The 15,951-nt window shown below is 37.0% G+C and carries 10 protein-coding genes and 2 pseudogenes; 9 read left to right on the top strand and 3 right to left on the bottom strand.

Going from position 1 to position 15,951, the window contains the following annotated elements:
• Window positions 1–36 precede the first annotated feature (36 nt).
• The 8 genes and pseudogenes from AC0L8O_RS20380 (at window position 37) to AC0L8O_RS20345 (ending at window position 10,466) form a co-directional block, all read left to right on the top strand.
• A complete protein-coding gene (locus tag AC0L8O_RS20380) occupies window positions 37–1,767 on the top strand; it encodes an ABC transporter ATP-binding protein (protein ID WP_473444919.1) in 1,731 nt (576 codons plus the stop codon).
• On the top strand, window positions 1,748–3,577 hold the full coding sequence (locus AC0L8O_RS20375; protein WP_473444917.1) for an ABC transporter ATP-binding protein: 1,830 nt from the start codon (window positions 1,748–1,750) through the stop codon (window positions 3,575–3,577). The genes AC0L8O_RS20380 and AC0L8O_RS20375 overlap by 20 nt, the downstream gene beginning before the upstream one ends.
• 284 nt (window positions 3,578–3,861) lie before the next feature.
• Window positions 3,862–4,982: pseudogene (locus AC0L8O_RS20370) on the top strand (ABC transporter ATP-binding protein).
• Window positions 4,983–5,068: 86 nt separating this feature from the next.
• The gene (locus AC0L8O_RS20365; protein WP_473449058.1) at window positions 5,069–5,920 is read left to right on the top strand and encodes a carbohydrate ABC transporter permease; all 852 of its coding nucleotides are present in this window, start codon (window positions 5,069–5,071) and stop codon (window positions 5,918–5,920) included.
• A pseudogene (locus tag AC0L8O_RS20360) lies at window positions 5,917–6,728 on the top strand (carbohydrate ABC transporter permease). Before AC0L8O_RS20365 ends, AC0L8O_RS20360 begins: the two are co-directional and overlap by 4 nt.
• Window positions 6,729–6,762: 34 nt before the next feature.
• Window positions 6,763–8,142 carry an ABC transporter substrate-binding protein gene (locus AC0L8O_RS20355; protein WP_473444915.1) on the top strand — a complete coding sequence of 460 codons (1,380 nt, stop codon included), beginning with the start codon at window positions 6,763–6,765 and terminating at the stop codon, window positions 8,140–8,142.
• Between the two features lie 424 nt (window positions 8,143–8,566).
• Entirely contained in the window at window positions 8,567–10,021 is a 1,455-nt protein-coding gene (locus AC0L8O_RS20350) for an alanine/glycine:cation symporter family protein (RefSeq protein ID WP_473444913.1), read from the top strand.
• Window positions 10,022–10,310: 289 nt separating this feature from the next.
• Complete coding sequence (locus AC0L8O_RS20345; RefSeq protein WP_198025761.1) at window positions 10,311–10,466, top strand: hypothetical protein; 156 nt, start codon at window positions 10,311–10,313, stop codon at window positions 10,464–10,466.
• Window positions 10,467–10,518: 52 nt separating this feature from the next.
• Here AC0L8O_RS20345 and AC0L8O_RS20340 read toward each other — a convergent pair whose 3' ends face one another.
• The 3 genes from AC0L8O_RS20340 to AC0L8O_RS20330 are packed head-to-tail and all read right to left on the bottom strand — an operon-like array spanning window position 10,519 to window position 13,785.
• Window positions 10,519–12,525, bottom strand: coding sequence for an ABC transporter permease subunit (locus AC0L8O_RS20340; RefSeq protein ID WP_473444911.1), 2,007 nt, complete (start codon window positions 12,523–12,525; stop codon window positions 10,519–10,521).
• Entirely contained in the window at window positions 12,500–13,402 is a 903-nt protein-coding gene (locus AC0L8O_RS20335; protein ID WP_026561941.1) for an ABC transporter ATP-binding protein, read from the bottom strand. The genes AC0L8O_RS20340 and AC0L8O_RS20335 overlap by 26 nt, the downstream gene beginning before the upstream one ends.
• Window positions 13,399–13,785 (bottom strand): GntR family transcriptional regulator, encoded by a 387-nt coding sequence (locus AC0L8O_RS20330; RefSeq protein ID WP_026561940.1) that lies wholly within the window; start codon window positions 13,783–13,785, stop codon window positions 13,399–13,401. The genes AC0L8O_RS20335 and AC0L8O_RS20330 overlap by 4 nt, the downstream gene beginning before the upstream one ends.
• Window positions 13,786–14,029: 244 nt before the next feature.
• Here AC0L8O_RS20330 and AC0L8O_RS20325 point away from each other — a divergent pair, with 244 nt between their 5' ends.
• Window positions 14,030–15,922 (top strand): ABC-F family ATP-binding cassette domain-containing protein, encoded by a 1,893-nt coding sequence (locus tag AC0L8O_RS20325; RefSeq protein WP_473444908.1) that lies wholly within the window; start codon window positions 14,030–14,032, stop codon window positions 15,920–15,922.
• The last annotated feature ends 29 nt before the right edge of the window (window positions 15,923–15,951 follow it).

Below are 15,951 nucleotides of genomic sequence, written 5' to 3'. Positions count from 1 at the left end.
AGAGTAGTATTTAAGAGTCTGGAGGATAGATACAGTATGATAAAATTACGATCAATTTTACAACCATATCGAATATCCGTAATGATTGCATTAGCATTAATGCTTGTCGAACTAACTGTGGAGCTTTTGCATCCATTATTAATGGCTAAAATTATTGATGATGGAATTTTAAAAGAAGATATGGACGTTGTCATGGTTTGGGGAGCAATTATGGTTGGAATATCACTGCTTGCTTTCGCTTCAGGTATGATTAACTCTTTTTATGCCGCACATGTAAGCCAAGGCTTTGGATTTGACTTAAGAAAACAGCTTTTTGTAAAAGTGCAATCCTTCACCTTTGAAAAATTAAGTAAATTCCCTGCAGCCTCACTTGTTACACGAATGACAAATGATATTACCCAACTTCAAAATACCTTATTTATGGGTCTGCGAATTATGTTACGAGCACCGCTCCTTATTATTGGCTCTGTTATCATGTCCTTTATTGTGAATACACAAATTGCGTTGATTTTTGCCATAGTGATTCCATTGGTCATAGGTATACTCGTTTGGATTATGAGGAAAGGGAGCAAGATGTTCCATTATGTCCAATCAAAATTAGATCAAGTAAATGATGTATTACGTGAAAATTTAATCGGAATGAGACTGATTAAAGCTTATGTTCGCAGAGAACATGAAGTGGATCGTTTTAAAGAAGCATCCTCGTCACTAAAAGATAATACTGTGAAAGCATTACGAATGATTGAAACCTCTATGCCTATATTGTTACTGATCATGAATTTGGGTATCTTGTTGATTTTATGGATAGGTCAAGCTCAAGTTACAGGAGGAAATGTTCAGGTAGGTGAAGTTGTTGCCATTGTCAATTATGGACTAAGAGTTACATCTGCTTTATCAATGTTTTCTTTTATTATTATGTTTTTGTCCAGGTCACGTGCATCTGCTTCAAGAATTTTGGAAGTACTTGATGTAAAGGAAGATGTAAATCATGAGGGAGAGGTATCTGGGATTTCGGATGGAAAAGTGTTCTTTGATGATGTGTCGTTTTCTTATCCGGGAACAGAGGAAACTGTGCTTAAAGAAATTTCCTTTACAGCGAATGCTGGGGAAACAATTGCTGTGATGGGAGGGACAGGTTCAGGGAAATCTACTCTTTTTCAGCTTATTCCAAGACTTTATGAAGTGAATTCAGGCATGATCTATATAGATGATCAACCAATAAACACCTTGAATATGGAGTTTTTACGTAATCAAATTGGTCTAGTTCCACAGGAAGCAGTGCTTTTTTCTGGAGAAATAGAGAATAATATCGCTTGGGGAAACAGTCATGCGACAGATGAACAAATAATTAGCGCAGCTAAAGCAGCCCAAATACATGAAACGATTGAAAAGCTTCCGAAAAAGTATAAAACAAAAATTGGACAAAAGGGAGTGAATCTCTCTGGAGGACAAAAGCAGCGTTTGTCTGTAGCGAGAGCATTAGTACGAAAACCAAAAATACTTCTATTGGATGATAGTACAAGTGCACTTGATGTGAAAACGGAAAAGAAACTATTGGATGCCCTTGAAAGCTACTCCTGTACGACAATGCTGATCACTCAAAAAATCAGCACAGCAAAACTGGCCGATAAAATTCTGTTATTAGATGAGGGAAGGTTAGTTGCTGAAGGAACTCATCTGGATTTATTGAAAAACTCACCACTCTATCAAAAAATCTCTCAATCACAAATGAAAGGAGAGATGGCAAATGTTAAAACAGCTAACTAGTCCGTTTAAATATAAAAGGATCGATGTGAATACAAGTGTTCAAAACAGCAAGCGAAAGCAAAGAGTGGGACTAAAAGAAGGTCTTCATACAATTTTAAAACTCTGGAGGTATTTATCTAAAAAGAAGGGGCAGTTTCTTTTAGTGTTGATAATGGTTTTGATTAGCTCTGCATTAGCATTATTAGGGCCTTATTTAATCGGAAAAACCATTGACGATTATATTGTGTCACAGAAGAGCGACGGGCTAGGGGTTTTACTTGTAGGGATGGTACTTGTTTTTGTCTTTCATTCACTTTCTTTATTTTTACAAAATTTCTGGATGATCGGAATTTCCCAATATACTGTGAATGAAATGAGATCAGATTTAGTTCAACATCTTCATCGATTACCGATTTCTTTTTTTGACAAGAAACAACATGGTGAATTAATGAGCAGGGTCACAAATGATATTGAAAATGTTAGTTCAACATTGAACAGCTCGGTCATTCAAGTGTTCTCCAGTCTTTTAACTCTCATAGGCACAGTGACAGTCATGCTGTTGCTAAGTCCGATGCTTACGGCTATTACCTTATTAATCATTCCTTTAATGGTTTTGGGAATGAAATGGATTACGAAAAGAACAGGGCGGTTATTTAAATATCAGCAACAGAATTTAGGGGAACTTAACGGGTATATAGAAGAAGTGATATCAGGCCAAAAAATGGTTAAGGCCTATTCACAGGAAGAGCGGGTCATAAAAGAATTTATTGTTAAAGGTGAGCAATTAAGGAATTCAGGCTTCTGGGCTCAAACGATTTCAGGTTTTATTCCAAAAGTAATGAATATGTTGAACAACTTAAGTTTTGCCGTTATTGCCGGTATTGGTGGTTTGTTTGCTTTAAACGGTCTGATTACAATTGGGGTAATTGTCATCTTTGCAGAGTATGCACGACAATTTACCCGCCCGTTAAACGATCTTGCCAATCAATTTAATACATTGTTATCTGCTATTGCAGGAGCAGAACGGGTCTTTGATATTCTTGAAGAGGAGATAGAAAAGGATGATCAATCAAATGGGGAATACTTAGATATTCAAGGTGAGGTCACTTTTGAAAACGTATCGTTTGCATATGAAGAAGGAGAAGATCAACAAACGATCCATTCTGTTTCTTTTCATGCTTCACCTGGTGAAGTAATTGCCTTTGTTGGTCCTACTGGAGCTGGAAAAACAACGTTAATTAATCTTCTTACACGCTTTTACGATCCAGATGAGGGAAGCATATTAATTGACGGAGTTAATATTGACAGGATTGGAAGAAGTACCTTACGAAAGCAGATGGCATTTGTTTTACAGGATACGTTTTTATTTCAGGGAACAGTTATGGATAATATCCGTTACGGGCGATTAGATGCCACAGATGAAGAAATTATCGAAGCTGCAAAACTGGCAAACGCAGATTCATTTATTCAGAAGCTACCAGATGGATATCATACCCAAATTCAACATGATGGAAATGGAATTAGTCATGGACAAAAGCAGTTACTAGCCATTGCCAGGGCAATGCTAGCAAATCCGGTGATTCTGCTGTTAGATGAAGCAACGAGCAGCATTGATACAATAACGGAATTACGTATTCAAGAAGCTCTCTCGAGATTAATGAAGGGAAGAACAACGTTTGTCATTGCACATCGATTAATTACGATCCAGCATGCTGATCAAATTATTGTCTTAAAAGATGGAGAAATAATTGAAAAAGGAACACATGATGAATTAATAGAGAAACAAAAGTTTTATTACGAATTACAGACTCAACATTATTCAGTTAACTGAGAAGATTATAGATAAATATAGTCTTCTTTTCTGTATGTTTACAAAGAATTTATATTAGATTAACAAAAATATACAGAATCTTTATTCTACCTTTATATTCCGTTGGTAAGATAATGCTGTGAAGGACATGTCGATAGCCGCAACAATGGAGAGGAGAAGCCATAAAAAGAAATAGGTGAATTACGACTACGTAAACCCTGTGTTTTTTTATGGTTTTTTATTATGCCTACCAGTCTTTCTTACACGAGGTTGTCGGGTATTCATGTTATTAGGAGGTTAAGTCTATGAAGCAAGTTGAGCTAAGAAATGTGTCCAAATCTTATGACGGGAAGTCTCAAGTGTTAAAGGGAATTGATGTCACGATCAAACCAGGAGAGTTTTTCGTTTTAGTTGGACCATCGGGATGTGGTAAAAGCACAATGCTGAGGATGATAGCAGGTCTTGAAGAAATTTCGGGTGGGGACCTGTATATTGGAGATGCTTATTCCAATCATAGTCCGCCAAGCAAAAGAAATCTATCAATGGTCTTTCAAAATTATGCCCTTTATCCCCATTTAACAGTAGAACAAAATATCTTGTTTGGATTACATACAAAGAAAATTACAAAAACAGAGCAAAAGAAACGGTGTAACGAAACAGCTGAAATGCTTGGTCTTTCAGAGTTGCTAAAACGTAAGCCCCGACAGCTATCAGGTGGGCAGAGGCAAAGGGTAGCGTTAGCAAGATCCATTGTTACACATGCTCCGATTTGTTTAATGGACGAGCCTCTCTCAAATCTAGATGCAAAGCTGCGTTCAAAGATGAGATCGGAAATTAGACAAATTCAAAAAAACTTGGAATTACTATGATCTATGTGACTCATGATCAAACAGAGGCAATGACAATGGCTGACAGAATGATGATCTTACATCATGGACAAGTTCAACAAATTGGTCGTCCCATAGATATTTACAATTTTCCTTCTAATACGTTTGTTGCCTCATTCATCGGGGCACCGCCTATGAATCTATCACAAGTAAGTTTCAGAGACCGTGAAATTGTTCTTGATGAACAACGATCTCTTTCTATCAGTGAAGAAATGGCTCGTTCAATTCCTATTGAGGAGAGGATCATAGCTGGAATCCGCTCAGAACATATTAAGCTTGCAAAAGGTGGGAAAGTTAGCTTTTTTGCGGAAGCAGTAAATGTGGAAGTACTGGGAACGGAGACTTTAATTACGTTTATCGTTGGAAACAAGCAGTGGATCGCGAAGTGGAGTGGGCAATGGAATATTTCAATAGGTGAAAAGCTGCCATTATATATTGATTGCGCTGATCTATATTTATTTAAGCAGGAGACAGGTGAATGCATTTGGCACCAGTCTAATCGTGATGATCAATTTTCTCTTAAGGAGGCGATCTTTTGAGTAGCCTGCCAAATCTCTCACCATCAACAATCGAGGTGAAAAAGGAGAAGGCAATCTATAGAAAAAGAGAAGGATCCAATCTATTAATGGGATTACTCTATTTAGCGCCTTCAATCATCCTATTTGGGTTATTTCTTTTTTATCCAATGATTCGAACATTATATTTAAGCTTTTTTCTAACAGATGGCCAAGGTGTACCAGTTTCCTTTGTCGGCTTTGAAAACTTCACATATCTTTTTCAGTCTGCAAGTTTTCAAAAAAGTATGACAGCAACCATATTATTTGTTTTGTATACAGTTCCACTAGGTGTCATTCTAGCTCTATTTCTTGCTATTATCGCAAATGAGAAAGTTAGAGGGATAGGATTCTTCAGAACGATGTTTTCTTCGACTATGGGCATGAGTGTAGCGGCTTCATCTGTTATTTGGATGTTTATGTACAACCCTGCGATTGGAATCTTTAATAAGCTGGTTGTTGCGGTGGGTGGTTCAGAAGTGCAATGGTTGCTTGATCCGAAGTTTGCCTTACTTTCTGTTGCCGTTTCAACCATCTGGATGAATACCGGATTTTCGTTTCTTATCTTATTAGGCGGCTTGCAAAATATAGACGAGAATCTCTATGAAAATGCCGACATTGCAGGAGTGAGTTATTGGTACAAGCTTAGAAAAATAACAGTTCCTTTGCTATCACCGACTTTGTTTTTTATAGTGACCGTTTCATTAATCAATTCATTTCAAACTTTCGGCCAAATTGATATTTTAACAAAAGGCGGTCCGATTGAATCAACAAATGTCATCGTCTATTCAATTTATAAGGATGCCTTCGTAAACTACAATGTCGGTTCGGCAAGTGCTCAGGCAACGATACTATTTTTTTGTATTTTATTTATTACGATTCTTCAATTTAAGCTTGGGGAACGGAAGGTGCATTATCAGTGAGTATTACTAGAAAAATTATTTTATATAGTCTGCTAATCATTTCAGTCATATTTATGATGTTTCCGATTTTTTACGCATTTATGATCAGTTTTATGCAGGGGGAGAGATATTAAGAGGAAATTTTATTCCCGATTCTTTCACATTTGCTAATTATCAATCAGCTTTTGAAAAGGTTCCTCTTTTTCGGTATCTATGGAATAGTTTTTATGTTTCAGCCGTTGTTATGATAGGGCAGTTACTTGTATCAAGTCTTGCAGCATATGCATTTGTATTTATGACCTTTAAAGGGAGAGATTTTATTTTCTTTGTTTTTATCTCGACGATGATGATCCCTTGGGAAGCAACAATGGTCCCGAATTTTATTACGGTGCAAAAGCTTGGATGGCTTAATTCTTATTCAAGTTTGACGATTCCATTCTTTGCGTTAGCATTCGGCACGTTCTTACTAAGGCAACAGTTCAAAACGATTCCTAAGGAATTATTTGAAGCTTCCCAAGTGGCAGGGATAAGTCGTTTTCGCTTTTTTTGGAATGTTGTACTGCCTGTATCCAAGACAAGCTTAATAACATTAGGAATTTACAGTTTTTTAACAACATGGAATATGTATTTATGGCCGCTGCTTGTTACAAATAATGAAAGTGTCCGGACGGTACAAATTGGTCTTAAACAGCTCCAATCACAAGAAATTTCAACTGAATGGGGGGTGGTTATGGCAGCAGTTGTAGTCGTTATACTCCCAACTCTCATTCTTTTATTTATTGGACAAAAACGTCTTCAAAATGGATTGACTCAAGGTGCAATTAAGTAGAAAGAGCTTAACTTAAATTGAGGAGGAATGAATCATGCAAAAGAAAATACTTATTGTCTTATCTGCTTTATTTTTAATGCTATTAAGTGCTTGTTCCAGCTCAAATTCATCTACAAGCGGTTCCCAAACTGAAGGTGAAAGTACAAGTGGTGCAGGAGCAGAAGAAACATCTGGAAAGCAGGAAGTTGTGTTCTGGCATGCAATGAGCGGTGAACTGGAGACGGTGTTAAATGATATTGCGGCTGACTTTAATGAGTCTCAAGATACTATCGAAGTAAAGCCAATTTTCCAAGGAACGTATGAAGAGGCATTAACGAAATTTAATACAGTTGCCGGTACGGAAGATGCACCAACGATCATGCAGGTTTTTGAAGTTGGGACAAAGTACATGATTGATAGCGGACATATCCAACCTGTTCAGAAGTTCATTGATGAAGAGAATTATGATACATCACAATGGGAAAAAAATATTTCAAATTACTATACAGTTGATGGAGAACAGTATTCAATGCCATTTAACTCTTCAACACCTGTTTTAATTTATAATAAAGACGCATTTGAAGCAGCCGGTCTTGATCCTGAAAAGGCACCAATGACTTATGGTGAATTAAAGGATGCTGCAAAAAAACTAACAAAAGCTGAAGGTGGAGAAACAAGTCAATATGGATTCTCCATTTTAAACTATGGATGGTTCTTTGAGGAGTTGTTGGCAGAACAGGGTGGTCATTATGTAGATAATGAAAATGGCCGGGCTGGTAATGCAACAAAAGCAACATTTAACGATGATTTAGGTTTGAATGTTTTTCAGCTGATATCAGACATGCATAAGGAAGGTACATATTATAATGTTGGTCAAAACTGGGATGATATGCGTGCTGCATTTCAATCAGGTAAAATGGCCATGTACTTAGATTCTTCTGCAGGTGTAAAAACAATTGTTGATAATGCAGACTTTGAGGTAGGTGTTTCATATCTTCCAATTCCGGATGATTCAGAAAGGAATGGCGTTATCATCGGTGGTGCTTCCGTATGGATGTCAAGTGGAATTGCTGAAGAGAAGCAAAAAGCTGCATGGGAGTTTATGAAATACTTAACAACTCCTGAGGTACAAGCAGAATGGCATGTAAAAACAGGGTATTTTGCCATTAACCCTGCTGCTTATGATCAAGATGTTGTTACACAAGAATGGGAAAAATACCCGCAGTTAAAAGTAACAGTTGATCAATTACGTGATACAAAAACAAATACAGCAACACAAGGTGCCTTAATATCTGTGTTCCCGGAATCAAGGCAAAAAGTAGTAACAGCCATGGAGAGTTTATATCAGGGAATGGATCCTCAAGAAGCTCTGGATCAAGCAGCTGAAGAAACAAATCGTGCACTTGAAGTAGCAAACAAAAAACAGGGCAACTAAGAGAAAGCATAGTCATTTAATACATTGACCCTGGAAGGAACTTAACCTTCCAGGGTCTTTTTGCTTATCGGGAAAAGTAGAATAAGTCCAAAAAAATAATAGAGTTGACGGTTGATTGCACAATCTATTATTTTCATAATAGCAATAAAGTAAAGGTTATCAATTAAAGGTTGATCTAATTTGGGCAATGAACAACTTCACCGCGTTAAAAAACCCATGTACAACAGTTGTCAGGACTGATTATTCAAATAAAGTTTTCTTCGGAAAATTAAATTTTTATTATATTTTTAGAACAGGCAATTTATTTTATTAAAATAAAATTAAATTGTGAGATCCTCTTACATTTATATTGTGTTATATGGGCACATTGATTATAATCTCCTTAGAAAGAAAATTCTGTATTTTCAAAAAGGGGGTAATGCATTTGGAGGAATTTGTTACGGCATTAAACGGCATTTTATGGAGTACACCTGTTATTTATATTTTACTTGGTGTTGGTCTATTGTTTTCAATCTTAACTCGTTTCCTGCAAGTAAGGCATATTAAGGAAATGGTCATTCTTATGTTTAAAGGTAAGAGCTCTGAAGCTGGAGTTTCTTCTTTCCAAGCATTAGCGTTGGCACTTTCTGGACGTGTAGGAACAGGTAATATCGCAGGGGTAGCAACTGCAATTGCTTTTGGGGGACCCGGGGCAGTATTTTGGATGTGGGCAATTGCTTTTATAGGTGCTTCCAGTGCGTTCATTGAGTCTACTCTTGCTCAGATTTATAAGGTTAAACAAGACGGGCAATATCGAGGTGGTCCAGCCTATTTTATTGAAAAAGGAATTGGATGGAAATGGTTTGCTGTTCTTTTTGCATTTGCAGCACTCATTGCCATGGCGGTTTTAATGCCCGGAGTTCAATCTAATTCCATTGCAGTTGGAATGGAAAATGCATTTGGGATTCCAAAAGCAGCAACTGGCTTAGTTGTTATTTTATTATTAGCATTTATTATTTTCGGAGGAGTTAAACGAATTGCTACAACTGCACAGCTTATTGTGCCGTTCATGGCTTTAGGGTATATAGCTTTATCACTCGTTATTATTTTAATGAATATTACAGAATTACCTGGAGTTATTTCTCTTATTTTCCGCAGTGCATTTGCATTGGATTCAGCCTTTGGTGGTTTAATCGGTATGGCCATTTCTTGGGGAGTAAAGCGGGGTATTTACTCAAACGAAGCCGGTCAAGGTACTGGTCCGCATATGGCAGCAGCAGCGGAGGTTTCACACCCTGCCAAGCAAGGTTTAGTTCAAGCTTTCTCTGTTTATATTGATACGTTATTTGTTTGTTCAGCAACAGCATTTATGATCCTTTTCACAGGTTTATATAATACTCAGGCACCGGACGGTTCCTTTATTGTGAACAAATTAGAAGGTGTTGAAGCAGGTCCTGGATTTACACAAGCTGCAATTGATAGTGTTATCCCTGGGTTTGGGGCTGGATTTGTAGCGATTGCATTATTTTTCTTTGCATTTACAACAATTATGGCGTATTACTATATTGCTGAAACAAATATTGCCTATTTACTTCGCGGGAAAAATAACAAAATTCCAATGTTAATTCTTAAGTTTATCTTATTAGCTGCAACTTTCTATGGTGCTGTGAAAACGGCAGGCCTTGCATGGGCTCTGGGAGATGTCGGATTAGGACTGATGGTATGGCTGAATGTTATCGCAATCTTAATTTTGGCTAAACCTGCTTTACTTGCACTAAAAGATTACGAGCGACAAAAGAAGGAAGGGAAAGACCCTGTCTTTGATCCAAAAGCATTAGGAATAAAAAATGCAGACTATTGGGAAACAGAATATAAAAGTGATCAAGATCAAGCTTCATAAAAAAATGGGTTAGCCAATAGTGGCTAACCCATTTTTTGTTGCTTATGACACTATAAAATTCTTTTGAACTGTGGATAAGTCTCGGCATCCGGCTCCAGCGCCCAGCCACGAAGCACAGGACGTCGCGTTGTTGACTGCCTCTAGGGTCTAGCCACAAATGAATTGAAGACAAAGGACTCTTCTATTCATTTGTGTCTTATTTGCCCGAGGGCTGATCAAGGCGCTTGCGCTTTTATTGTGTAAATTTCCTAAAAATGCACAATATAAAAAGACGTAAGGAGGGGATAACATGTCCAAGCAAGGAAAGCAGAATGCTGAGCAAACAAGTCAGCAATTAGCAAAGCAAAAAGCAAAAAATGATGTGGAATTTGGTTCTGACGTACAAGTTGGGAACAGCAAGCACCAAAGTCAGAAAAAAAGCGGTAAACAAGTTAATAAGAAATAAGGAAAAAACAAAGAGGACAGCCCCAATATAATGTGGGAACTGTCCTTAACAACTACTGAACCTGACTCTTTATCTCTTCTGGTAAATGTTGAGTGGGAATAGATCCGTACCATACATTTCCATCAGTTAACGTAAGCTTAACATAGTACATGTTTTCTTCGGAGTACTCAGAGAAATGATAGATGATTGTAGAAAGTGTTTCTTTATCTGAAATTGTTGCATGTTTTTCGCCACTTTCATATATCTCTTCTGTCATAAAGACATCCTCTTGTGAATTATGAGGTACGTATGTCACTTCTGCCTTCGTAATATCATCTTCATCCACTCGAGCTTTTTCTAGATAATCATGCTCCTCTAACCATTTTGTAACATGAGTATAAGATTTCTTCCAATCTACCATATATCCGTCAAGCATATAATTTGTATCAAAGTTTGTTGGTTTATATCCCATTTCGATATAAGCCCATGGGGTAGCTGTGCTTACAACATCATCTGCAGACTGTGATAGAAAGTCTTTTTCTATTGCTTTTTTGAATTCCATAATTTCTTTTTCATCAGTAATCATAACAGGGTTGTGCTGATTGCTAGGGCCGTAAGGAACAACCTGAATATTGATAACATCATCTCTTTGGAGTTGTAGGTATTCAGGTAAATTCATTTTATAGTCGCTTGCTTCCAATATTGGTTTAAGTTCATCCTGCAATGTGTTAACCGGGATTTGATACTCGCGTTTCAGCTCTTTCCCATTATTCAACCTGTACACAAAAACCGCTGAAAGTTGGTGTAAATGAATATTATCTTTTTGCTTTTCAATAAAATCTCTTTGTTGAATAATTTCCTCGTGCAAGTTTCTTATATCCTGGATATAAAGTTTTGAGTCAGAATAAGGATCTATATTTATATCACTGTCCTCTAATTCTTGTAAATAGTATGATTCACCAAAGTAAACCTCTTCTATTTGATCCATTCTAGGAAGTTTTGTTTCATAATTGAATACATCTGTTTTAATACTAAAAAGAATGGTGACAAACACGATACTATAAACAGCAAAACCTGTTAAGAAACGAAGGTGAAAGATACGCCAAGTTTTTTGCAGTATCATTTCTGAAGCCGTGTATCCAATTAAAGCACCGATAATATAACCAAATATGATCCAATTCCAATTTAAGGACCCTGAAACTGAAAAATAGGTTCCTCCCAGAATCATAGCGCAAAAGGTAACACCATACTTAAAGATTGGCCTCAAAAATGAGAAAGCAAGAACTTCGGTTGCTCGTTCAAGTTGTCTATAACGATAGAAGATTAACCCCAATACAAATGACAAAATGGTTATCCCTGAATAGATGATCAATTCGATCATTGAGTATGGTTCACTTTCTCCCCAGTTTTCAATAAAACGTATAAAAGGAGACAAATACATTAACTTATCTTCAATGAAAATAGGTGTGAAGCCAAACAGTAAATAAGATAGATTATATGAAACTAATGAAACCAAGCCAATCGGCAAAAATAAGAATACATATGTTAGAATTGCTTGTGCTGTTGTCATACCTGTTATTAAGCCGACGGCTACAGGAAAAGCAAACATCATGCATGTTAAAAGAATAGTTAAACCTGTCCACGTTAATAAATCCGAAAAGGTTAAAATCCCATCAAAACCTTCAATAGAATTTGCGACGAAAAATGTAATGATGGCAGTTATCAAGATCGGAACAATTAATAATAGTAGACCACTGATAATATGGCTAACATATAAGGTTTCTCTCCGTATGGGCAGACTGTGCATCATATCTACTGATGATTCGCTTTGGATATATCGGAAAAGTAGTAAAGCAGCTGCAACAGGGATTGAAAAATATAATAACACCTGGATTTCAGTATTGACCTTCAGGTAATTATCGTAATCTGTAAATAAAATGTACTCTTGTGAAGCGAGCTGTAGAATTCCTAAAGGAACAGCGAATAGTAAACCGAGAAAGTAGACGATGCTAACCCAGCCATGCTGTCTAAAATCTTGTTTAATCACTGCAGGTTTAAAGAAGGATTTTTTCGATTTCATAGCCTACATCCTCCATTTCATAAATGAAAATTTCTTCTAATGTTAACGGTAATAAATCATAGATGAGAACAGTGGATGAGTGAATAATTTTGTTGATCTGCTCTTCACTGCCCCGAACGATTAAGAGAGAAACACTTCCACGTTTCTCATGATGTAAAATGGTTAATTGATTTAATATGTGCTCTTCATGGGTTGGATCAGCTAAGGCTAATTGAATTTTGTGAGTATCCGATTTTATATCATCAATTTCCTTTTCGATGATGATTTTGCCATTATGCATGATTCCAACATGATCACATAAATCTTCAATTTCCCGTAAGTTATGTGATGAAATAATGACCGTCAGCCCTCTCTCAGCTACATCTTGGAACAGTAAGTTCTTTACTTTCTGTCTCATAACCGGATCCAAACCGTCAATAGGCTCATCAAGGATAAGAACATCAGGCATTGCAGATAATGCCAGCCAAAAAGCGACCTGTCGTTTCATTCCTTTGGACAATCGGTGAACTTTCCGATTTAATTCAATATTAAAGGCGGAACTCAGTTGCTCAAAGCGTTCTTTACTCCAACCTGGATAATATTCTTCATATTGAGAAGCCATCTGAGCAACAGTAGCTTGAGGAAAGAAGTAAATAACATCAGGAATAAAGACAACCTTTTCTTTTACAGCTAAATTTTCATAAGCAGGTAAATCATTAATCTCAATCGTACCTTTATCAGGTCGATTAATGCCTGCAATCATTTTTAATAGTGAGGTTTTACCCGCACCGTTTGATCCGAGTAAGCCGTAAATGGAGCCTTTTTTCACTTGGAGTGTTAGATCATCTACAGCTAAGTGCTTGTTGTATTTTTTGCTTATGGATTGCACTCTAATCATTTCTTCTTTCCTCCTTTTGTTTGTTGATGTGCTTCATCAAACAAGACATATAGATCCTCTTTTGTTAGCCCAAGGTATATGGCTTCTGCAATAAGCTTTTGGATATCTTTTTTGAGATCCAACAGGTTTTGTTCATTTGTCATTTGTTCAATTGCCGCAACAAAGTTTCCTTTCCCTTTAATGGAATATAAATATCCTTGGTTTTCAAGCTCCCGGTAAGCTCTTTGAATGGTATTCGGGTTAACGGTCAATTGACTGGATAGCGCCCTTACCGAGGGTAATTGCTCATCAGGTCTTAAGATGCGGTGAATAATAAGCTCTTTAATCTTATCGACTAACTGTTCGTATATAGGCTTTCTGCTTCTCACATCAAGCTGGAACATTTGCAGCTCCCTTTGTGTTAACTGTATTAATAATGTTAGTACAGTTAATATAGTATATGTTCGTTGAGGTGAATGCAATCGTAAATTAAGAAATATTTTCTAAAAAATTTCTGCTAATTTTGACATGAAGAAGAAACCCTTGATATGTCTATTGCGACACATTGCTAACAGTTGCTTGTGCTTTTCTAATTACAAACTACCTGTTATTCTATACAGAGATAAAAACTGTGAAGGATTGGATAAGATGAGTATATTACAGGTAGAAAATTTATATAAAACATATGGTGAGAAGGTTTTATTTGATCATATTTCCTTTACGATTGCAGAGAAACAAAGAATCGGATTAATTGGTGTGAATGGTACGGGGAAATCGACATTATTGAAGGTAATAGCCGGAATTGAATCAGCTGACTCAGGGGAAATGACTCACTCTAATTCAATACGTATTGAGTATCTGCCACAGGAGCCTGAGCTAACAGAGGGCTTGTCGATCTTAGATCAAATATATTTCGGAGATGCACCAATCATGCAGGTTATGAGGGAGTACGAACTGGCTTTAAGTGAGTTGGAGAAGGATCCGGAAAATGAATCAAAGTTAAAGCAGTTAATGAATATGCAGCAAAAAATGGATCAACAAGATGCCTGGGAGGCAAATACTGTCGCAAAAACAGTTCTGACGAAACTTGGAATTACAGATTTCCAAAAACCTGTTACTCATTTGTCAGGTGGACAGAAGAAGCGGGTAGCGATTGCGAAAGCCCTCATCCAGCCGGCAGACATTTTGATTTTAGATGAACCAACAAACCACCTTGATAATGAAACAATTGAATGGCTGGAAGGTTTTTTAGCACAGTATAGAGGCTCAATTGTGCTCATAACTCATGACAGATACTTTTTAAATCGAGTAACAAATCAAATCTTTGAGTTGGATCAGGGACAGCTTTACACATACTCAGGTAATTATGAAGTATTTTTAGAAAAAAAGGCAGAACGAGAACTGAATGCCGAACACGCAGAAGAAAAAAGACAAAACCTATTAAGAAGAGAATTAGCTTGGCTTAGAAGAGGGGCAAAAGCTAGAACAACAAAGCAAAAGGCGCGTATTGGCAGGGTTGAAGATCTACAGGAACAAAAAGGACCACAAGCAAAGCAGGATTTAGACTTTGCAATAGGTTCAACGCGATTAGGAAAAAAGGTGCTTGAGCTTGAAGGGATATCAAAAGCATATGACGGCAGGCAGTTAATTAAAGACTTTAGTTATTTAGTAAACCCTGGTGAAAGACTCGGAATCATAGGTCCTAATGGTACAGGAAAATCAACTCTGTTAAACATTATGGCAGGACGAATTCAACCGGACGAGGGAACGCTTGAAGTAGGAACAACTGTGAAGATCGGTTTCTATACACAAGAACAGGAAGAAATGGACGAAGATCTTCGAGTTGTTGAATACATTAAAGAAACGGCAGAGGTTGTTTACACGATTGACAATCAAGTCATCACGGCGGAACAAATGCTTGAACGGTTTTTATTTTCGAGAGCTGCTCAGTGGACGTACATTCGCAAGCTTTCCGGCGGTGAAAGAAGAAGACTGTATCTACTAAAGGTTTTAATGGAAGAACCAAATGTTCTCTTCCTGGATGAGCCCACAAATGATTTGGACACACAAACATTAAGTGTTTTAGAGGATTATTTAGATCAGTTTCCAGGGGTAGTGTTAACTGTATCACATGATCGCTATTTTCTAGACAGAGTTGTGGACCATTTAATTGCATTTGAAAATAATGGTCATATCTCAAGGTTCCAAGGAAGCTATTCGGAATACATGGAAGAGAAAAAGCTACAGGAAATGATGAAGGAAAAAGAGGCTCCCTCACCAGAAAAGGCTGTGTATAAAAAAGATAAGAAAAAACGCCTATCCTACAAGGAACAACAGGAATGGGAGCAAATTGAAGATAAAATTGCTGAACTCGAAGAGCGGAAAACACAGCTTGAGCAGGAAATCGCCGCTGCAGGAAGTGACATCGGGAAAGTAACTGAGCTATATAAGGAACAAGAGCAGGTTGAAAATAAACTAGAAGAAACAATGGAAAGATGGGAAGAATTATCACTTCTTGTTGAAGAAATTGAGCAAAGTTAATAATTATTAGTAAGGCCTAAAGCAATTAT

Source organism: Metabacillus sp. KJ11-3, assembly GCF_055808295.1.
This window is presented reverse-complemented; position numbering and strand designations above follow the sequence as displayed.

Coding starts and splice junctions, on each gene's coding strand:
- AC0L8O_RS20380 (WP_473444919.1), top strand. CDS start 37: ATGATAAAATTACGATCAATTTTACAACCATATCGAATATCCGTAATG.
- AC0L8O_RS20375 (WP_473444917.1), top strand. CDS start 1,748: ATGTTAAAACAGCTAACTAGTCCGTTTAAATATAAAAGGATCGATGTG.
- AC0L8O_RS20365 (WP_473449058.1), top strand. CDS start 5,069: ATGGGATTACTCTATTTAGCGCCTTCAATCATCCTATTTGGGTTATTT.
- AC0L8O_RS20355 (WP_473444915.1), top strand. CDS start 6,763: ATGCAAAAGAAAATACTTATTGTCTTATCTGCTTTATTTTTAATGCTA.
- AC0L8O_RS20345 (WP_198025761.1), top strand. CDS start 10,311: ATGTCCAAGCAAGGAAAGCAGAATGCTGAGCAAACAAGTCAGCAATTA.
- AC0L8O_RS20340 (WP_473444911.1), bottom strand. CDS start 12,525: ATGAAATCGAAAAAATCCTTCTTTAAACCTGCAGTGATTAAACAAGAT.
- AC0L8O_RS20335 (WP_026561941.1), bottom strand. CDS start 13,402: ATGATTAGAGTGCAATCCATAAGCAAAAAATACAACAAGCACTTAGCT.
- AC0L8O_RS20330 (WP_026561940.1), bottom strand. CDS start 13,785: ATGTTCCAGCTTGATGTGAGAAGCAGAAAGCCTATATACGAACAGTTA.
- AC0L8O_RS20325 (WP_473444908.1), top strand. CDS start 14,030: ATGAGTATATTACAGGTAGAAAATTTATATAAAACATATGGTGAGAAG.